The sequence below is a fragment of the Mycobacterium sp. genome (assembly GCF_035603715.1).
Classification (GTDB): Bacteria; Actinomycetota; Actinomycetes; order Mycobacteriales; family Mycobacteriaceae; genus Mycobacterium.
Genome location: NZ_DATNJW010000232.1, coordinates 1 through 18,512, shown reverse-complemented (window position 1 = coordinate 18,512; position 18,512 = coordinate 1). Strand labels below are relative to the sequence as shown.

Below are 18,512 nucleotides of genomic sequence, written 5' to 3'. Positions count from 1 at the left end.
GACAGGTCGAACACGGCCCACGGTCCATTAGCCTGCGGCGCAACATATTCCGGCTGCTTGTGGAAATCGGGGTCCTCGCCGTTTGCCGCGAATTCGTTGTAGCGCTTCAGCGTCGCGGCGACGTTGCCCGCGGGAATGCCGAGCGCGGTCTCCAGTTCGGCGATCGTCTCGTAGCCGTCGAGGAACTTGATCAGCGGCATGGCCGGCATCTCGGTGTGTGCTTCGTCGACGATCAAGTACGCGGTCTGCTCGGGTTGCTCCAGCACGAAAGCCGATGTGCGCGAATGGTAAGAGTCCTCGGCGACGAAGCGTTTGCCGTCCCTGTTCACGATCACACCCGTCAACAGAACCTCGGGCGGATAGGCAGCCGCGGTGATGAACTTTTCGTTCATGTTCTCGGTGACCCCTCCTGCCGATACACCCATCCGCAGACCGAGCCCGTCATCGTTGGGGTTACCCAAGATGTACGGCGCCACCAGCCCGTGATGTTTGGTGCGTCGCGGCTTGCCCAGCTCGGGAGTGTGTTCGGCGACCATCTCGGGATTCATCGCGAAGCCGCCGGCGGCGATGATGACCGACTTGGCTTTGACCGCACCGGTTTCGCCGAAATGCTTCCAGGCGACGCCCACCACGGTGCCGTCGGCGTTCAGGATCAGATTGGTTGCTCCGGTCTCGTATCGGAACTGCACGCCCAGCTCGTCGGCGCGTTTGACCAACAGATCGATGACCATCGACGCACCGCCCAGCTCGCCTGGCACCGGCACGGAATGCCCGCGCGGCGAGGGAATGGCCTGCTCGCAGAACGGCCATACCTTTTCGTTGCCGGTGTAGCTCAAACCTTCGGTGCCGGGCGGGACAACCACCTTGCCTGGGTAGAAGCTTCGCTCGAACTGAAAACCCAAGTCTTCCAACCAATTGAAGTGTTCGACGCTGCCGTCGCTGTAGGCGCGGATCTTCTCGTGATCGGGTTCACGAGACACCGCGACCAGATACTTGTACATCTCCTCGGCCGAGTCGGGATGGCCGGTCGCTTCCTGAACCGCGGTGCCGCCGCCCAGGTAGAAGTGCCCGCCGGCCATCGCGGTCGTGCCCCCTGCTGCTGCCGCTCGCTCCAGCACCAGCACTCGTGCGCCCGCGGCGGCCGCGCTGACCGCCGCGCACCCACCCCCGATGCCGAAGCCGAGCACCACAACGTCGACCTCATCCGACCACGACGTGACGTCGTCGGCGCTCAATGTTGTTGGGATGTCAGTCGTACTCATTGGCGCTGCTCCTGCTTGATGTAGTCGAAGAACTGGCGCATCTCGGCGGAGAAATGCGCGATCTCCAAAAACGGAACCCCGTATTGCGGGGCGGACATATAGGCGAACCGGAGGCCGCCGGGCATCACACCCTGTTGTGGCACCGTGGCCCCTTGTTCGACGGCCCAGGCCAGCGCGGCGTCGAAGTCCTCGAGGGTATCGGCCTCGACGCAGATGTGGTGCAGACCCGGCCCGCCGGCCCGCAGAATGTCACTATAGATATTAGGGCCGCGGACCGGTTCGATCAGCTCGAGCTGCATGTCGCCGAGGTAGCTCAGCGAGATGTTGGCGACGAAATCGGCGGGGCTGCCGAGGTAGCTGCAGGTGTCCGGCGCGAAGTGGATGTCGGGCAGTCGCACCCACTTCTTGACGCCTAATAGCCCGGTGAGAGCCGTTTCCGTGGCATTCACGTCGTTCGTCACCCAGGCGACTTGGACCGGTGATCCGAATGAGAGGCTCATCGCATCGCAGGATAACTCAGCGTCCGCCCCGGCAGAAACCACCGGAAATGATGTTGCCACCGCAAGGCGTTTGCTGCGCCGAAGTTCGTGCTGAACACGTTCTAATTCGTCGTCGCGACCCCGAACGGCGGCGCGCCGACATCGGATTGATTGAGCACGCCGACCAACAGTCGTATCTGGGTGTCGAACACCGTCTGCGGGTTGCTCAGCGTGTCGACGCCATACTGCCCGAACACCTCGAGGCTGATCGCGCCCACCACGCCCGCCCAGATCACGAAGCATTTGGCGATGACGGAATCGTCGCCGGGAAATCCGAACTCCTGCCGGAGTCGTTCAAAGTCTGATGATATCGGTTGTGGCGCAGGCTGATTCGTCAGCTTGATGTCGCCGGTCGCGATACCGGCGGCCACCGCGTCGAACAACGCGCCGACCACACGCGTGCCGGGGCCGACCGTTCGATCGGCCGGTGCGTGGTACCCGGGTACCGGGCTGCCGTACAGCAGCGCCCAGCTGGCCGGGTGCGCGATCGCCCAGTCGCGGGCCGCGTGCGCGATCGCGACAACGTCGTCGCTCCACACTTCCGACATGGCGTCGCGGGCGCGATCCACCGCGTCGGCGAGCGCGGAATAACCGTCGACCAGCAACAATGTCAGCAACTCGTCGCGGCTGGAGACGTACCGGTACACCGCCGACGACACCATTCCCAGGTCGCGGGCGATGGCGCGCAGTGATAACCCGGCGGCACCATGCTCCACCAAATGGCGTCGGCCCAGCTCGATGATCTGCGCTTCGATGCGCTCACGCGAGTCGCGACGCCTGGGCATCTGCCCATTTTGACACGACAGAGAACAGTGCTCTTGTTTTTCCACGCCCGGTGTGTCATGGTCATTGGCAACGAGAGCAGTGCTCTCTGATGGATTTCCCGAAAGGATGCAACATGTCGGTGCGTTATGACGAGCCACACGCCGCGGCCAAAGCCGCCAACACGCTGATCCGCTGGTTGGCCGAGGTCGGGATCAGCATCGCCGGTACCAGGGCCCTTCGCGTGCGCGGTCGCAACACCGGCCAACTTCGCAGTGTGGTGATCAATGTGCTGACCGTGGACGGCGTCGACTATCTGGTGTCCCCGCGCGGCACCACCCAATGGGTGCGCAATGTCAGGGCCGCCGGCGAAATCGAAATGGGACCCCGCTGGCGGTTCCACAACGTCAGAGCCATCGAAGTGGATGACGCGGCGAAGCCCGAGCTGCTCCGCCGGTACCTGGACAAGTGGTTCTGGGAGGTGAAAGGGCATATCGCCGGGCTGACACCGGATTCCAGCGATGAGCAGGTGCGCGCGGCGGCACCGTCGATACCGGTTTTCGTGCTGGCCGATCTCGGCCGATAGCTAGATCGCCGGACCGCCGACGCCCACGTCCTGGCGGATCTGCTGGGTGGTGGACTGCCATGACACAGCCGCCGGGAATCCGCCCCACACGCTGTTGAAGATGCCGACTATCCGGGCGGGTCCGGGGCCGTTGGTGAGGTAGCACGGGCCGCCGGAGTCGCCTTGCTGGCTGATGGCGCCATGCCCCATGGTGAACCAGCCGTTGTTGACGCTTTCGACGGTTCCGCAGCTCTCGCCGGTGACCACGCCGAAATGGCAGATGGGTTCGCCGGGTGTGACGACCAGCCCTGGATCCGACTCCAATACGCGCCCTCCCGGGAGGACGTTGTTCACTGCGACGTCGGGCGCCAGCACGATCGACTCGTAGTCGTCGACCTGCTGGTCGGTTTTGACGAATGCGCCGTTCGGTGTGTTGTCGCGGAACGTCGCGAGGTTGCCGATGATCTTGTTGTCCTTATCGAACACCGGGCCGTCGCCCCGGCAATGGCCGGCGGTGAACGCCACCCGCATTCTCGCGTCGACATAACCCAGGGTGCACAGGTGTGGGCCCTGGTGAATCTCCATTCCGGGAAACACCAGAATGGGCTCGGCGTTGGCGCCGGCGGGTAGGCCGACGGCCGCCAGCATGGCGGTAACCGTCGCGCCGAACGCGCGGATTGCCGAACGGCGCACCGTCGACTCCGATCCGTCGAGGCCGGAGCTGCACCGGCCGGCTATTTGGCTACCTAACAAACATTAGGCGAGATGATGCCGCAGAGCCGTTCGGTTGGGAGCGCATCGGCCGAATTACGGGCCGACGCGCTCCCCCTCGCGATCAAGGAATAGTCAGCACCTGTCCGGGCTGGATCAGGTCCGGGTTGGGGATGCCACTGGCATCGGCGATGATCTGGTACTTGCTGCCGTCGCCGTAGAACCGCTCGGAAATGGCCCACAACGTGTCGCCGGACTCGACGGTGTAGGTGCGCGCGGCTTCGGGCTCAGGCTCGGAGGCGGCAGCCTCCTCGACAGCCGGCTCTTCCGCAGCTGCCGGCGCGGCGGCTTCGGGCTCGGGCGGCGGCGGGGCGTCGGTTTCGGTCTTGGTCGACCAAGCCGACCCGTCGGCGGAGTACAGCACCAGATTGCGGTCGTCCTGCAGGACGAGACGCACGTTCTTCTTGCCCTTGGTGTCGGTGTGCCACACCGGTTTGTCGGCGGTGTACAAGACGAAGTTACCGTCGCTCTGGACCTCGGCGCGGACAACGTCCTCTCCGTTGGTCCCCGACGCCCAGATCGCGTGGCCGCGCGATGCCAGGACCAGGTTGCCGTCGTCTTGCAACGTCAGGGTGTAGGCCCCGTTGCTCGAGGTAAGCGATTCACCTTTGACAAGTTTTTGTCCCTCGGTGAGCGTGTCTCCCACTGCATTCCTCCTCGTCATCGCGGCCTGGCGGATACCGGCCTTGCCGTTGAATTTACTGATCTTGGCTTAGCCATGGGGGCTTTCGGCTCGCCGTAATAAAAACGCTGGATGAACAAGGGCTCACCGAAGCTTCGGTGACTACCGCGACGGCGTCAGCGGGGCGGCTGCGGCAGCGGGTCGGGTGACGGATGCCGGCAGCCAGCCCGGAGGCCCGAAGACGTAACCGAGCCGGTCGCGCAAGCGCGTTGCCGACCGGAAATCTCTGGCGATAGAAAGGTATTCGTGGGTCTGCAGCTTCCAGACGTTGAAGGTATCCACCTGTTTGGTCAGCCCATAGTGCGGACGGAATGTCTCTTGCCGGAAGGTGCCGAACAGCCGATCCCAGACGATGAAAATCCCGCCATAGTTCTTGTCGAGGTATTCAGCATCCATGCCGTGGTGCACGCGGTGATGAGACGGCGTGTTGAAGACGAATTCAAAAGGCGCCCACATTCTGCCGATCCGTTCGGTGTGCACCCAGAATTGGTAGATCAGGTTGACCGAGAAGCTGCAGAAAACCATCCATGGCGGAATACCCAACAGCGGCAACGGAATCCACATCAGGATCTCGCCGCTGTTGTTCCACTTCTGGCGCAGCGCGGTGGCGAAATTGAAGTACTGGCTGGAGTGGTGGGCCTGATGGGTGGCCCAGATCAGCCGAATCCGGTGCGCGCTGCGGTGATAGCAGTAATAAAGCAAGTCGACACCGAGGATCGCAATCACCCAGGTGTACCAACGCGTCGTCGACAGGTGCCAGGGAGCCAGGTAGGCGTAGATCGCGGCGTAGCCGAGTACGGCGATGAATTTCCAGCCCGCAGTGGTGGCCACCGAAATGAGCCCCATCCGAATGCTGGCCCACGAGTCGGCGGTCAGATACGCACCTGAATTCGGGCGTCCCGATTGACCGGCGCCGGCCTCGTGCGTGTTGGTCTCCCGCTCGATGCGTTCGAGTTTGCGGGCTGCCGTCCACTCCAGAATCAGCAGCAAGAGAAAGAACGGAATCGCGAACAACACCGGGTCTCGCATCTGCTCCGGCAGAACGGAGAGAAAACCGGCGATGGCATTCACGTCTCACAGTTTATGACGTCGGTGCCCTGTGTTCGAAATCTGGCCACGCTAGTCCGCGAGCGGGGCACGTGGCATCGGGTCGTCCTGGTCACCGGCATACCAGTGCACGGCCTGAACGCCCTCCTGCAGCGACAAGTCCGCCACGAGCTCCTCCAGACGGGCCGGCGCGTGCCTGTCACTGAGCAGGTATGCGGTCAAAGCGACACTGTCCTCCCCCGCGCGCCCGGTGTGGATGCCGCGCAGCACGAAGTCGCCCCCGCTGGTGTGCTGGACAATCTGTGCACGCGCGTACTTTTCGGACTTCCGCCGACAGATCAACTGCACTTGGTACGGCTGATCGTCCTCGTCCTCCTCCACCACGTTGTCGCGGTCGATCAGGTGGCCCAGCGGTCGCCCGAGTAGGTGAATTGCGAGGATGGCACCGGTGGCGATCAGGGCGAAGAGGAAGTGCCCGCCGGCCGCCAATACGCCGACCGCGGCCGAACACCACAGCGTCGCCGCGGTGTTGAGTCCGTGCACATTGAATCCCTCACGCAGGATCACACCCCCACCGAGGAAGCCGACTCCAGACACCACATACGACGCCACCCTGGTCGGGCTGCTGTCGTTGGTCACGACCGCGTAGAGCACGAACAACGTCGCACCGGTGGCCACCAGTGCGTTGGTGCGCAGTCCAGCTCTTCGCGCCTGCCATTGCCGCTCAATGCCGATAAGGGCACCGCAGCCGAGCCCGACCCCCAACCGCAGCGCAAATTCAGCGATAGTCAGTGTTTGCATGACGCGGCCCTCCTTTCCTCCGAACTGCGGTAACTATTCAGTGTGGACGACATTGCGCGCGATTGGTGCGTTACCACGCCGGTAGCGTGATCCGCTCACCTCGGCGGCGCGACAGGTTCAGGTACTGCCGAGTTGGATAGCTTTGACTGCCAACAGGATCGCCCCGATCAAGAGATATCCGCGCAACGCCAGCATGCCAACTCGAGTGCCGACGGACCAGGTAACCGGCTTCAGCAGCTCCAGGGGCAGCATTCGCCACGACTCCCGATCGGCTCGGTCCAATGCATCGGAGAGCTGTTCGAGCACTGGTGGTCTCGGTCGCTGTCGCCCCCTCCACCACAGCATGGTGAACGTGGCCCCGGCGCAGACAGCGAAGGTCACGCAAAGGCCGACGGAGATCGAGACAATGTCGAGGTTGGGAAACATGGTCGTTGCCATCAGGATTCCGGACAACAGCAACAGTCCACTCACGATGATGCCGGCAACCACATTGAGCCACGGTCGATTCACCCAAGGGCCCAACACTTCCCGGTCATTGCACAGCAGCAGCAAGAATACGCTGGCGCTCGGCAAGAGCAGTCCGGCCAGCGCCTGCACACCGGTGGTGATCAGACCCAGTGGGGCGCCGGGAATCAACACAACCGCGGCCGCGATGATCACCATCACGGCGTAGGACAGGTAGAACGGCCTTGCGTCGGCGAGGCCTCGATGCAGCGAATGCTTGAGGCCGAACACATCACCGAACGCGTAGCTGCTCGCCAGGGTGACCGCCGCCGCCCCGACGATGGAGGCGTCGAGAAGCACGATGGCGAAGACCGATCCGAGCGCCGAGCCGTGCTGGCCCAACAGGTGCGCCAGTACGCCGGCGTCGACGAAGCTTCCGCGGCTATTTGTGGCGCGTGCAGCCCAGTCGCCGGTCATCATCAACGCGGCCCCGCCGATCACCACGACGAAGGCACCCAAGGTGGTATCGATTCGCTCGTAGCCGATGAAGCGCGGCGTGATGCGCTTGTCAACGACGTTGGACTGCTGGAAGAACAGCTGCCATGGCGCCACCGTGGTGCCGACGATGGCGATGATCAACAGCACCGCATCGGACGTGAAACCGCCGGCCACACCCGGTATGAGAAAGGATTTCGCCGCATGTCCCCAGTGCGGATGCGACATCATCAGCATCGGAATCTGCAACAGCGTGATGGTGATGAAAACCAGCATCGCGCGCTCCCAGCGCCGGAAGCTGCCGGTGGCCATGATGACGATCAGGACTATCGCGGCGAACGGGACTACCACGTATCGCGGTATGCCGATGTAGTCGGCGGCCAGTGTGATGCCGATGAATTCCGTTATCAGAGTGAGGAAATTCAGCAGAAACAGATCACCGACAGAAAACCAGCCCCAGCCCCGGCCGAACCGTTCGTTGATCAACCGCGCATGCCCGACGCCGGTGACGGCACCGAGTCGGACCACCATTTCCTGGTTGACGACGAGCACCGGGATCAACAGCAGCAGCACCCACAGCAGGCTGTACCCGTAGTTCTGCCCGGCCTGCACATAGGTTGCAACACCACCCGCGTCGTTGTCGCCGACCATCACGATCAGGCCAGGTCCGACGATCGCCAGCAGGGTGGCGAGTCGCGTTTTGAGCGTGCGCGGACGATCGTTGTCGCTCAATCTGATCCGGCCCAGCGCGCCCTCGATGTCGCCAAGGTGGGCGCTGTCCAGCACTGCGGTGCGTGACGGGGCGTCGATGCTCTCGCGGTCTAACGTGGTCATGGTGGGTAACCCTCCTCGGCGCGCCAGTCGGTTGGTCGTGGCAGATGTGCGGCAATATGGCTGCCGCCCAAGGTGTTAGGCCAAGCTGACGCCGACGGCGGAGTCGTCAGTCATAAAACGGGTAGGCATATCTTTCTCCAATTCGTCGAAATATGTTGTGGTGGTTGGCTATAGCTAATTCCGTTATCCGACGTTCGCCCATGACGGGACCATCGGCGGGCGGATGAGGAACCGGTTGTCCACGATGCCGGTTGTTGCTCCGGCCCGGGCGCCCATTGCGGCACCTGCCGGGGCGACGCCCGGAACGCCGGTCGCGACCTCGGGAGGCGCGGCCAACGGGCTGCCGCCCAACGCCGAGGCGACGGGCGACGGCGCGGACGGAGCCGCCGCAGACCAGCTCGGCGGCACCGACAAAGGTCCGACGGATGTGGCTTGGCCGAGGCTTGCCGACATCGATGAGCCGGCACCGCCGAGTCCGGTCAGGCCGGAAACTCCATGCCCGCCCGAGCCGAGGCCTGCCGCCATGCTCAGCGGCGAGACCCCGCTCAGCCCTGGGCTTCCCGTCAAGGCGGCGGGCCCCAAGAAGCTTGAACTCGTCACGGTCTGGGCGATCTGCGCCGGGTTGAAGGTGCCGGTCGACGTCAAGGTGTTCCAGATGTTTGCATTCGGTCCCCAGGTGCTCCAGAAGCTGTCGAGTTGAGAGTTCCCGGAGGAGCCACCGCTCAGCAGGCCGTCGAGCCCGGAAAGTCCGGACGTAGACGACCACGTGGAGGTCGCCGGCGTGGACATTCCCTGCAGCGTCGTGGGCACCGCAGATGTCAGTTGCGACAACGACGCCTGCGTGCTCGTGCCGGTGGCCTGGGTGGCCGCAGCCGCTTGTCCGGCGAGCGGGCCGGATGTCGTCGTCTGCGGCGCAGTAGTGAACGACGGCACCTTGGTCGCTATCGCCGACTGTGCGGCATAGCCGTACATCGCGGCGGCGTCTTGTGCCCACATTTGGCCGTACTGCGCCTCGGTGGCCGCGATCGCCGGCCCGTTCTGCCCGAGCAGGTTCGTCGCGACCAGCGACGCCAACTGAGTCCGGTTGGTCGCAATCACCGGCGGCGGCACGGTCATCCCAAACGCAGCCTCGTACGCGGACGCGGCCGCCATCGCCTGGTGGGCGGTCTGCTCGGCTTGCGCTGCGGTCGTGTTCATCCACGCCGTGTACGGAGCGGCCGCGGCCGCCATAGCCGTCGACGCCCCACCTCGCCAACCTTCGCCGGTCAGGTTCGACACGACCGAGGCGTAATTGGCCGCCTGCGAACGCAACTCGGACGCCAGGCCGTCCCAGGCCGCGGCGGCAGACCGCAGCGATGTCGATCCCGGGCCCGCATACATCTTGGCGGAGTTCACTTCCGGCGGGAATGCGCCGAAGTCGAAGACTGCACTCATCGTGATACTCCTTTCAGATAGCCGAGCCTGCGTTGGCGGCTTCGGTGGCCGCGTAGGAATCTGCGCTGGCGCCCAAGGTGCCGACGAAGAGTTCGTGCACCGCTGCCGCGTGGGCGCATACCGCCTGGTATACCGCGGCATGGGAGGCGAACTGTGCTGCGGTCAAAGCCGATACCTCGTCGGCCGCCGCCGGGGTCACACTCGTCGTCGGCACCATCGCCGCAGCATTATGTGCGCTCAGTTCCGTGCCGATGCCGGTCAGCTGGCCGGCTGCGGCTGCCATGATTTCCGGCTGCGTCGTCACAAAAGTCATTGGGGTTCTCCTTGCGGAAAGCAGGCTGAACCCGCGGCAACCGTGCTGGTAGCACGTCAAGACCACGCGCGCATCAAGGCTTCGCGCGTGTTAATCGAAGCGGCACAGGCCGTTTCAGATAGAAATTGTGTTGCCGGGGTCGGATCCGTACGAAATGGTCATCGGTCTTGGATACGGACTGTCGCTCGGACTCACTTCGCCTCACCTCCTCGCGGCCAGGGCACACAGGGTTGCCTACACGGTGCACACGGGACGAGGCGGACCCGGCAGATGAGCCGGTCGCCGCACCCCTCTCGACAGAGCTTTGGCACTGCACGGCGTATCCGGGCCTACAAAAAATGCAAGGCCGGAAGCCACTTGGGCTCAACCCTTAAGCCGGGAGGAGCTGTCCTGACCCTGGGCGTCTTTCGACGTTCGAGGTCAGTGGCCTGTATCCGTGCAGACGCCTCACCTAGCGAGGTGCTTGCAAGAGCCATAGTTCCACCGAATTCGGACCGAGTCAACTTAGCGCATAGGCACGAGTCGAGTAAGCGCTCACTGCCGGAATGTGCCCGTCGATTGAGACCCGTTGTGGCTGTTCATAAATCATGACGGCAGCGCCGAGGGGCAGGATGCCGTAAAGACTGGCCGGAACTTGGAATCAAGCCTGAACTACGCCGGGTCGCTCTTCTTCTCCGCGACCGCGGCGCTGAGCGCCTCGGCGAGGTCGTCGCGGGTCAATTCCTTGAATCGGCGTAGTTGGTCGTCGTTGAACTCATCGACATCACTGGCCAACACCGCATCGAGATCCTCGTCGTCGAGGCGGAAGCTGCGGTGATCGCGAGCCTTTTCAACGACGTTCCGGACGAAGCCGGCGTTGCCCAACGTGTCGATCCCGCGGATCAAATCGCCCTCTTGGGAGATCGTCTCGTCCTCATAAAACCTGGTGTAGGCCGGCAGCAGTACGTCGACGGCGTCGTCGGTGATCACGTCTTCGTTCTCCCGACCCATCAACTGGGTCAGCGCGATGAGCTCTTTCGGGTTGTAGCTGTAGAACTCGATGACGGTGGAGAACCGGCGTCGCAGACCCTGGTTGACCTCCAGCATCTTGTCCATGGCCTTGGCATACCCGGCACCGAAGACCACCAGCTCGTCGCGGTGGTTCTCCATGTAGAGCAGCAAGGTGTTGATGATCGCGTTGCCGTACGCGTCGCCGGTGGAGTAGCCACTCTCGTGCAGGTTGTGCATCTCATCGAAGAAGACCGCCCCGCCCCGGGCCTCCTCGAGCATCTCCTCGGTGTTCTTCTCGGCGTCAGCCATGTAGCGGCCCAACAACTTTGCGCGGCTCGTCTCCACCACCAGCGGCTTGCGTAGCACGGTCAAACCGCACAGCTGCTTGGAAAACGCCCGCGCCACAGACGTCTTGCCCGTGCCGGGAGGCCCCAGTAACAACGTGTGCCGCGACGTAACCGGAACCGGGAGGCCCATTTTCGCGCGGGCCAGGTTCACCTTTGTCGTCGACTTGATCAGCTTGATTTCCCGCTTGGCCTGGTCCATGCCGAGCATCGCGTTGAGCTCGGCATCGCCTTCGTCCAAGTACTTCTTGGCCATCTCGGCGTGGCGCGCGGCCTCCGCCTGCTCGCGGGTCGGCGCGCTGTCCGCGTCCCACGGATCCGTCCTGGCCTCAATCGTTTCCGGGTCGGTGAGCACCAGTCGGTAGCTGGCGTTGTCCAACGCCTCGCGTGCCGGCGCGAATTTCGCATCCCGGGAATAGACCCGGCGCAGGCATTCCACCGCGTCCTCTTCGCGACCCATGTGCCGGAAGCACATTCCCTGGGTGTACATCGCGACGTTGGCCGCACTGGGCACCCGGTCGCCCTCGATCGCTTCCTGCGCACGGCGGGTCGCTTCTTCGAACACCCCGAGCGACGCCAGCGCAGTCGTGGCCATCGCCGCGCCGGCGGCTTTCAGTTCGGGATGACGCCAGCCGGCCCCGGGCGGGAACTGGACCAGCACGTCCGGCCAGCGTCCGGTGCGAAAGTGCAGCAGCCCGCGCACGTACTTGATCAGCTCTTCATCGGAGGCATGCTTGGGCGTAATCGAATCCAACAACTCCGCGGCCTCGGGGAACCGCTTCGCTTCGGTGAGAGCCGCGGCATAGCCGGCGGCCAGCGACTCCACACTGGTGACCGCCAGCTTCAAAAACATTCCGTCGGAGATCTCGGGCCGGAACTCCAACTCGGTTAAACCCAAGCGCCGGATCTCCCAGCCGAACGTCTTGACGGATTGCCATGCGCCGGTGAGCACCTCGAGGCTCTGGTCGCCGGCCAGCAGCCGGGCCAGCCAGGCGTCGCACATCTGCGGGTCCAGACTGGTGGCCGTCGTGAACATGCGCAGGGCCACTTGCGGATTGTGGCTGGGCTGAAGCCCATTGACCGAAATTCCGGACGCAAGAAGCCCCGCGACCATCGCGTTGCGGGAGTCCGGCGCGTTGGTCTGCGGTCGGGTCATTCTCTCATCGTAAGGCTTCGGCGCCGCTTGCCTGAGTCGCGGCCACCGCGCCAACCGGGACCAGGATCTCCTCGTGGTGACCGAAGGTGCGACTCGGCATCGGCAGCGGGCGGCGCGACGTCGGCGCGGGCAGGCTGGCCGCCACCGCGCCCAGTTGGCGCCCGGTCAGCCGGTTCAGTCCGCTGAAAGCCTCTTTACGCAGACGCTTGTCGCTGTGGTAGCGCACCCACACCGATACGTCGGCCTCGTGACCCTCTGCGATGATGCGGATCGTCATGACGGTAACGTCGGCGTCGGTGAGCCACAGCTCCTCGAGGGTCTCGCTGGTGATGTCACCAGGTGAAACCCAGAAGCTGGTCACGAACCCGTCCGGGGTTTTCAGGTAACGCCAGAAGGGGCGAACGTGGGCCGGCTGTAGTCCGGCCAGCACCGCCTCGTCCACGTCGATGATCTCTTCGGCGGTCAGCGGCTTTGCGGCGCAGCTGCGACCGTCGAGATCGTGCGCCAGCCGCTCGGTGGCGGCGGCCAGAGTGCAGGCCACCGAATCGCGGGCGGCGACGGCGTTGACGTTGTGCTGCGGGTCCATCCGCAACACCAGCCAGGTATTGCGCTCGTCGATCGGGCGTCGATCGTGGCCGGCCTCGACCTCGTCGCTAACGGCCGCCTGAACGCCCTTGGCGCCGTGACGCGTTCCCACCGAAACGATGTCGACGCTGTCCAGTCGGACGTCGAACTGCCGCAACGACGTGATCACAGCCTCCAGCGGGATGGACGCCGCCAATGCGTCCCGATGGCGATGCCGGCCCGCTTCGCCCGCGCCGTCGACGGCGATCACGGCGATCAGCTGGCCGTCGTACTCGCGGACGCCCACCGTCTCACGGCTGAATTGGCGACGGTGATCGACCGCCGCGGTGCAACCGACAGTCAGCGCTTCCGGGTCCGCGTACCAGTTCCGGACGCGGGCGATCGGCGCCGACGAAACGGGCACTCCCCCGTTGGTCACCAGTGCGACGACGGTGACGATCACCGCTAAGCCGACACCGATCCACAAGGTGAGGTTCCGGCCGGCCTGCCAGGAATCGGGCAGGTGGCTCGCAATCACCAGCAGCGCAACGTCAATGAGGAACACCGTGGTGACCCGCGCCCACGACAGGGACAGCCCGTACTCACGTTGTGCCTTCATTCCTGTCTCCCTGTTCTTCTCATCAGGACCGCTCCGCCGACTACCAGACCGGCGAGCAGCAACGCACCAGCCAAACCACCGGCGGCAACCCACACCGGCACCATGTTGCGCGGGGCGGGGGCCGGCGGTAGCTTCAGCGGCTTCGCCGAATCTTTCGGTAGGACGGAGCCATCGGGCACATCCCAGGTCAGCGCGGCAACCGGATCGACAACCCCGTAGCCGATTTGGTTGTCCACCCCGCGAGCAGGTGCCCTTGCAGTGCGAATCAACCGGTTGATGATCTGATGTGACGACAGTTGCGGATATTTCGCCCGCACCAAAGCCGCAACACCGGACACAATCGCGGTAGAGAAACTGGTTCCGGACGGCACCAGCAAGGAGTTGTCCGGGCCTTCGATCGCGTTGATCAGACTGTCATCTCGCGGCGAGAGCCCGATCACGTCGGTGCCCGGAGCGGCGATCGACACCCACGGTCCCGCGACACTCAGCTTGTCCATCGGCGTACCGGAGGAATCCACCGCGCCGACGGTCAAGACATAATCGCTGAACCAGGACGGAGTCACCACTGTGGTCACGCCGTTCCAGTCACGAGAATCGCTGGGGTGCAACGGATCTACCAACGGGTTTTCTTTGCAGTCGCGCTGACTGGTGTCGCCCGCTGCTGCGACGATGACCGCATCTTTGTCGACCGCCGCGTAACGGACCGCGGCACCCAGGTCAGGCGCGTCGATGAGGCTGCGCGCACTCATGCACATCACCTGCGAGATGTTAATGACCTGTGCGCCCATGTTGGCTGCATGCACGATCGACCGTGCCATGCTGAAGATGTAGTCCCGCTTCTGCCGAGTCTGAGGATCCTCGTCGCCCGTGTAGGCGTCCTTCAGACCAAAAGCCTGACTGGACTGGCGAATTGAGATCAGGTCGACGTCCGGGGCGATGCCGCTGTAGGCGTCGCTCGGCGCCGGTGGCGGCGGTGGGTCCAGCGGCGGCGGCGTAGCCGGTCGCGGGTAATCCACCGAGACAACCTGGCCGTGGTTGCCACCGGGGAAGCTCGGCAGCACCGCTTTGCCGTGGCCATGGTTGGCCGCACCGGGCTGGTTGGCCGCACCGGGCTGGTTGCCCCCACCGGGCTGGTTCGCGGCCCCAGGCGCTTTGGGCTCTGCCGGTGCCTGCTGCGCTGGTGGACCGCCGAACGCCGGAGCCGGACCTTCCTCCTGAGAGGGCGGTGGCGCTGGGACCATCGTGATGGTCTGGGGCGGAGGCGGTGCCACGCTGATCGTCTGTGGTGGCGGCGCCACGGGCGGTGGTTCCTTGGTCGGAACCGGAGGTGGTCGCCGCGGTCCCGGCGCTTCGGGAATTCCGGCGCTACCTGGCGAGGCGGCGATCATCGACGCCACGAGCGTGCCGTGTGCGTCGCAGTCGGACAGCCCGTCACCGCCGCCCATCACGTAGTCGCCGCCGGGAATCAGGTGCGGCAACCGCGGGTGCGGGGTCACGCCGGTGTCGATGACGGCAACCTTCACCCCGGCACCCCGTCCGAAGCGCCACGCCTCGGACAGGTTGAGCATGTCCATGTACTTCGGCTGAATCCGAAAGTCGCTGCCCGGCAACACCCCAACCTCAGTGCAGTACGAGTTCTGCTTCATCGGCTGGCCCGGTCCGGGCGCGCTGTCCGGCGGTACTGCCCCCGGGTCGATCCCCGGGGGGTTGATCGCGTACGCGGGCGACCCGGACAGTGCGACCGAAGCCACGATCAGGGTGGTGGCGGTTACTGCGGCCGCGCGAAGCGGCCGCAGTTTCCGACTACCGATAGCGAATCGCTGCATAGACATTCATCAGCCACAATGCCAGCGGGAAGATCGGCATCAGGCAGAGGTATTCAACCCACTCAACGAGCTTGCGGAACAGCGGGCTGTAGATGGTGTTGGGCACGGTCGCCGCCGCGGTCAGGCCCGCCGCCGGGATGAGGACCGCGAGGCCGGCTGTCACGGACACCGCGGCCGTCGAGGACAACACCAGCGAGTAGCGCACGATGACAGAGCCGACGATCAGGACCGACGTCACCGCCAGAATGATTGCCTGCCAACGGTCCACGTACGAGCGTCCACGCAGCATCAGGAAGCCGGCAGTGGTGGCGACCAGCAGCAGCGGCAGCCAGCGGTTCGCTGTGCGGGGGTCAGAAACCCCGGCCAAGGACACGATCGTCAGGACTCCGAACCCGACCAGCAGACCGGTCAGGAACGATCGAGCGCGCTCGGCCCGCAGGATGACGTCCTGGATGGACTCGGGGCCGGCCAGGGTCGGACGGCCGCCGTCGACGCCGTGCGTCACGGTGGTGGGCAGGTCAGGCCGGGCCTCGAACACCCAGCGACTGGTGGCCGAAGGGAAGACCGGCAGCCGGATACCCGACAACCAGCGAGACATCGCCGGCGCGCTGTGGTAGCCGAACACACAAACCAACAGGATGGTGGTCAGCAGCGTCACCGCTCCGGTGTTGAACGCCATCCGGGCCAGGCTCGCTATCGTCGCCGCAAGCGTCACTGTGACGATCGCGGTACCAGTTCCCAACCGGCGGCCAGTGAACCGCATGATCAGCATCGCTGCGACGCCGGCGACCGCGAAACCCATCACGGCATGGGGCGAGCCAACCGGTCCGGGGGGTGCCGACGCGGCGGCCACCGAAAGCGGCGCGATCCCGCTCCACAGCAGCATGTCTCCGGCGCGGCGGTTCTGCACCGTGTGCGCGCGGTTCAGGATCAGCAGCGCCACCGTGAACACCAGCACCGCGATCACGAAGGCGTACGGCGCCGGGACCCAGGAGTCGTGGTGCAGGCGGAACCAGCCGAGCAGCAGCGACGCCAGCAGCACACCGCTGCCGACCATCGCCGCACCGACCTGGATGGCCACCGACGGGTTGATCGAGGAGAACCGCTTGCTGAGGTTGACCGAGACGGCGGTCGAGATGTGCTCGATGACCTGCGACCGGTGCTCGGTGTCTTCGACGAAGCGCAGCCACAGGCGGTCGCCGTCGTACACATCCTGCTCGGTCAGCGACTGGGTAGCCCGCAGCGGCGTGCCGTCAACCAGGCACAACGCCCACCGGCCGCGCTGCGGGGCTTCCAGAGCCGCAAGGCCCAGCTCACGGAGCCGAACGTTGACGACCTTCAACAGCGGGTCGACCATCACCGAAACCGGGGCATTGGCGTCCAGCAGAACGCCGATCTGTACGCCCTCGCCGGCGATGATGCCGATCACGGCCGATGTAGGCGACGAAATCGCCTCTGTGCCCGGCTGTGGCGCTTGCGCCTCAGCAATCGCGGTCATCGCTGCACCCCTCTGTCGACGAATTGTGGGTCCATGTATCTTGCCTCGCTATTTGGAATTACGACGTGGCGTCGTAATTGTTGAGCAGATTCTAAGACGATTTTGCGGCATCCGCATCTTCGCTAAATGCTGCATCGAAAATCGTTGGCGTGCTCGGTCTCTGCGTAAAGATTAGTTAAACTCTGCTGTGCGTTTTCCACTCTCCGTAGGGAAGGGTTTCCAGGACGGTCTTGACGCCGACCTGTACCAACTGCGGAGTTGCTGGGCAGATCGCGAGCCAGGCCTCGTTCGAGCCTGCGGTCCGCGCCTGCTGATACATCGCGATCCGGCCGCCTGATCCGTCCTTCAAGGAGAGTACCGAGGCGCTCGGCGCCTTGTCGTCGTCGCGGTACTGGCGGGCGTAGACCGCGGCTTCGGCGGCGGGGTCTGACAGCGCTTGACCGAGGGCGGCCACGGTCGCTGCGCTGATGCCCAGCCGGCGCAGATCTCCGCCGGAGAAGACGTTAAACCCGGAGCTCTGCCAGGCTTTCGTGATTTCAAGCATTTCATCGAGCGGCACGTTGACCGCGTTGATCGCGGCCGGCTCGGCGTGGTGGATCGATTCCAGCGCATCGAAGACCAGGGTCGCGATCGAGGTCGTGTCAGCGATCGCGACGTCGTCGACCGTGATCTCGTCGCCGACTCGGACGGCCGATACCCAGTGCTGGCCGCGACGCGCCAGCAGCACGCGAAATTCGTTGTCGGGGATGTCGCGGGAGCCCACCTGCTCCTCGGCGCCACTCTCGTCTTTTTCCTTGACGCCGTAGAGCAGTTTGCCGCGGGACAACAGCGCGACGATTTCAAGATCGGGCGCGGCAAGGACGCGCATTCGGGCGGCTACCGCCTCATTAACCGTCTCGCCCTCCACGATGCCCTGTTCGCGCATGACCGCCATGCCCGGATGCTGGTTGAGCCAGTCCATGGAATCGGTGGAGACGAATGGTCGACATCGCAATTCCGGCGCGACGTGGCGAATGTCCAGCAACGCTTGCAACATCCAGAAACCCTCGACATTGACGGTGATGTCGGTGCGTGTGCTCTGATCCATTCGCTTCTCTCGGGTAGATGTTTTCGGCTATCGCACGACGCGGCAGCACACCTGAATCGGTGTGCTGCCGCGCCCTGTGCTGATTATCAGGCCCAGCTTGAGCCCACAGCGGAGTCGGTGGACGACATGTTGTTGCCTGCCGTCTGCACCTTCTGGCCGTGGGAGTTGGCCTGCTCGTAGATCACCTGGAAGTTCCGACCCAACTGGGTGATGAACTCCTGGCAAGCCACGGAACCCGAGCCACCCCAGAAGTCACCGGCAGCCAGCACATCGCGCACGATGGACTGGTGCTCGGCCTCCAGCGAAGCGGCCTGGGAGCGGATCAACGCGCCGTGGGCGTCGACATCACCGAACTGGTAACTGATCGACATTTATCTGTCCTCCTGATTGTTGAAGTTTACGCTGCCAGTGGAGTTAGCTGCTCAGAATCTGCTGAGAGGCCTGCTCTTGGCTCTCGTAGTTGTTCGCGTCGCGGATCA

General features: G+C 64.4%; 17 protein-coding genes and 1 riboswitch. Of the genes, 1 reads left to right on the top strand and 16 read right to left on the bottom strand.

The features are described 5' to 3' along the window. The 3 genes from VN856_RS09870 to VN856_RS09860 form a co-directional block, all read right to left on the bottom strand. Positions 1 to 1,262: FAD-binding protein (locus VN856_RS09870; protein WP_325688439.1), on the bottom strand; the 1,262-nt coding region annotated here is incomplete at its 3' end. Beyond that, a complete protein-coding gene (locus VN856_RS09865) occupies positions 1,259 to 1,762 on the bottom strand; it encodes a VOC family protein (RefSeq protein ID WP_325688437.1) in 504 nt (167 codons plus the stop codon). The genes VN856_RS09865 and VN856_RS09870, both read right to left, overlap by 4 nt. 101 nt (positions 1,763 to 1,863) lie before the next feature. Then, a complete protein-coding gene (locus VN856_RS09860; RefSeq protein ID WP_325688435.1) occupies positions 1,864 to 2,586 on the bottom strand; it encodes a TetR/AcrR family transcriptional regulator in 723 nt (240 codons plus the stop codon). Between the two features lie 113 nt (positions 2,587 to 2,699). Here VN856_RS09860 and VN856_RS09855 point away from each other — a divergent pair, with 113 nt between their 5' ends. After that, positions 2,700 to 3,149, top strand: a complete 450-nt coding sequence (locus VN856_RS09855) for a nitroreductase/quinone reductase family protein (protein ID WP_325688433.1) — start codon at positions 2,700 to 2,702, stop codon at positions 3,147 to 3,149. Here the strand turns inward: VN856_RS09855 and VN856_RS09850 are convergent, their stop codons facing one another. The 13 genes from VN856_RS09850 to VN856_RS09790 form a co-directional block, all read right to left on the bottom strand. Further along, complete coding sequence (locus VN856_RS09850) at positions 3,150 to 3,776, bottom strand: hypothetical protein (protein WP_325688441.1); 627 nt, start codon at positions 3,774 to 3,776, stop codon at positions 3,150 to 3,152. Between the two features lie 187 nt (positions 3,777 to 3,963). Continuing rightward, the gene (locus tag VN856_RS09845; protein ID WP_325688431.1) at positions 3,964 to 4,545 is read right to left on the bottom strand and encodes a LysM peptidoglycan-binding domain-containing protein; all 582 of its coding nucleotides are present in this window, start codon (positions 4,543 to 4,545) and stop codon (positions 3,964 to 3,966) included. A gap of 138 nt (positions 4,546 to 4,683) precedes the next feature. After that, entirely contained in the window at positions 4,684 to 5,652 is a 969-nt protein-coding gene (locus VN856_RS09840; protein WP_325688429.1) for a sterol desaturase family protein, read from the bottom strand. Positions 5,653 to 5,700: 48 nt separating this feature from the next. Then, positions 5,701 to 6,429 carry an MgtC/SapB family protein gene (locus tag VN856_RS09835; RefSeq protein ID WP_325688427.1) on the bottom strand — a complete coding sequence of 243 codons (729 nt, stop codon included), beginning with the start codon at positions 6,427 to 6,429 and terminating at the stop codon, positions 5,701 to 5,703. A 117-nt stretch (positions 6,430 to 6,546) separates the two neighbouring features. After that, positions 6,547 to 8,202 carry an NRAMP family divalent metal transporter gene (locus VN856_RS09830; protein ID WP_325688425.1) on the bottom strand — a complete coding sequence of 552 codons (1,656 nt, stop codon included), beginning with the start codon at positions 8,200 to 8,202 and terminating at the stop codon, positions 6,547 to 6,549. A gap of 183 nt (positions 8,203 to 8,385) precedes the next feature. Further along, positions 8,386 to 9,636 (bottom strand): PPE family protein, encoded by a 1,251-nt coding sequence (locus VN856_RS09825; protein WP_325688423.1) that lies wholly within the window; start codon positions 9,634 to 9,636, stop codon positions 8,386 to 8,388. 13 nt (positions 9,637 to 9,649) lie between these two features. After that, entirely contained in the window at positions 9,650 to 9,949 is a 300-nt protein-coding gene (locus VN856_RS09820) for a PE family protein (RefSeq protein ID WP_325688421.1), read from the bottom strand. Between the two features lie 281 nt (positions 9,950 to 10,230). Continuing rightward, positions 10,231 to 10,415: riboswitch (M-box (ykoK) riboswitch) on the bottom strand. 185 nt (positions 10,416 to 10,600) lie between these two features. After that, positions 10,601 to 12,439, bottom strand: coding sequence for a type VII secretion AAA-ATPase EccA (eccA, locus tag VN856_RS09815; protein WP_325688419.1), 1,839 nt, complete (start codon positions 12,437 to 12,439; stop codon positions 10,601 to 10,603). Positions 12,440 to 12,443: 4 nt separating this feature from the next. Beyond that, positions 12,444 to 13,622 (bottom strand): type VII secretion protein EccE, encoded by a 1,179-nt coding sequence (gene eccE, locus VN856_RS09810; protein ID WP_325688417.1) that lies wholly within the window; start codon positions 13,620 to 13,622, stop codon positions 12,444 to 12,446. Then, on the bottom strand, positions 13,619 to 15,448 hold the full coding sequence (locus tag VN856_RS09805) for a S8 family serine peptidase (RefSeq protein ID WP_325688415.1): 1,830 nt from the start codon (positions 15,446 to 15,448) through the stop codon (positions 13,619 to 13,621). The genes eccE and VN856_RS09805 overlap by 4 nt, the downstream gene beginning before the upstream one ends. Continuing rightward, a complete protein-coding gene (gene eccD / locus VN856_RS09800) occupies positions 15,426 to 16,946 on the bottom strand; it encodes a type VII secretion integral membrane protein EccD (RefSeq protein ID WP_325688414.1) in 1,521 nt (506 codons plus the stop codon). The genes VN856_RS09805 and eccD overlap by 23 nt, the downstream gene beginning before the upstream one ends. A gap of 175 nt (positions 16,947 to 17,121) precedes the next feature. Continuing rightward, on the bottom strand, positions 17,122 to 18,033 hold the full coding sequence (locus VN856_RS09795) for an ESX secretion-associated protein EspG (RefSeq protein WP_325688412.1): 912 nt from the start codon (positions 18,031 to 18,033) through the stop codon (positions 17,122 to 17,124). Between the two features lie 86 nt (positions 18,034 to 18,119). Continuing rightward, on the bottom strand, positions 18,120 to 18,404 hold the full coding sequence (locus tag VN856_RS09790) for a WXG100 family type VII secretion target (protein ID WP_163775238.1): 285 nt from the start codon (positions 18,402 to 18,404) through the stop codon (positions 18,120 to 18,122). Between the last annotated feature and the right edge of the window lie 108 nt (positions 18,405 to 18,512).

What these genes read in the sequence shown, in the direction of transcription:
- VN856_RS09865 (WP_325688437.1), bottom strand. Translation starts at nt 1,762, where the DNA reads ATGAGCCTCTCATTCGGATCACCGGTCCAAGTCGCCTGGGTGACGAAC.
- eccA (WP_325688419.1), bottom strand. Translation starts at nt 12,439, where the DNA reads ATGACCCGACCGCAGACCAACGCGCCGGACTCCCGCAACGCGATGGTC.
- VN856_RS09820 (WP_325688421.1), bottom strand. Translation starts at nt 9,949, where the DNA reads ATGACTTTTGTGACGACGCAGCCGGAAATCATGGCAGCCGCAGCCGGC.
- VN856_RS09835 (WP_325688427.1), bottom strand. Translation starts at nt 6,429, where the DNA reads ATGCAAACACTGACTATCGCTGAATTTGCGCTGCGGTTGGGGGTCGGG.
- VN856_RS09860 (WP_325688435.1), bottom strand. Translation starts at nt 2,586, where the DNA reads ATGCCCAGGCGTCGCGACTCGCGTGAGCGCATCGAAGCGCAGATCATC.
- eccD (WP_325688414.1), bottom strand. Translation starts at nt 16,946, where the DNA reads ATGACCGCGATTGCTGAGGCGCAAGCGCCACAGCCGGGCACAGAGGCG.
- VN856_RS09805 (WP_325688415.1), bottom strand. Translation starts at nt 15,448, where the DNA reads ATGCAGCGATTCGCTATCGGTAGTCGGAAACTGCGGCCGCTTCGCGCG.
- VN856_RS09830 (WP_325688425.1), bottom strand. Translation starts at nt 8,202, where the DNA reads ATGACCACGTTAGACCGCGAGAGCATCGACGCCCCGTCACGCACCGCA.
- VN856_RS09855 (WP_325688433.1), top strand. Translation starts at nt 2,700, where the DNA reads ATGTCGGTGCGTTATGACGAGCCACACGCCGCGGCCAAAGCCGCCAAC.
- VN856_RS09790 (WP_163775238.1), bottom strand. Translation starts at nt 18,404, where the DNA reads ATGTCGATCAGTTACCAGTTCGGTGATGTCGACGCCCACGGCGCGTTG.
- VN856_RS09795 (WP_325688412.1), bottom strand. Translation starts at nt 18,033, where the DNA reads ATGGATCAGAGCACACGCACCGACATCACCGTCAATGTCGAGGGTTTC.
- VN856_RS09825 (WP_325688423.1), bottom strand. Translation starts at nt 9,636, where the DNA reads ATGAGTGCAGTCTTCGACTTCGGCGCATTCCCGCCGGAAGTGAACTCC.
- VN856_RS09850 (WP_325688441.1), bottom strand. Translation starts at nt 3,776, where the DNA reads ATGCTGGCGGCCGTCGGCCTACCCGCCGGCGCCAACGCCGAGCCCATT.
- eccE (WP_325688417.1), bottom strand. Translation starts at nt 13,622, where the DNA reads ATGAAGGCACAACGTGAGTACGGGCTGTCCCTGTCGTGGGCGCGGGTC.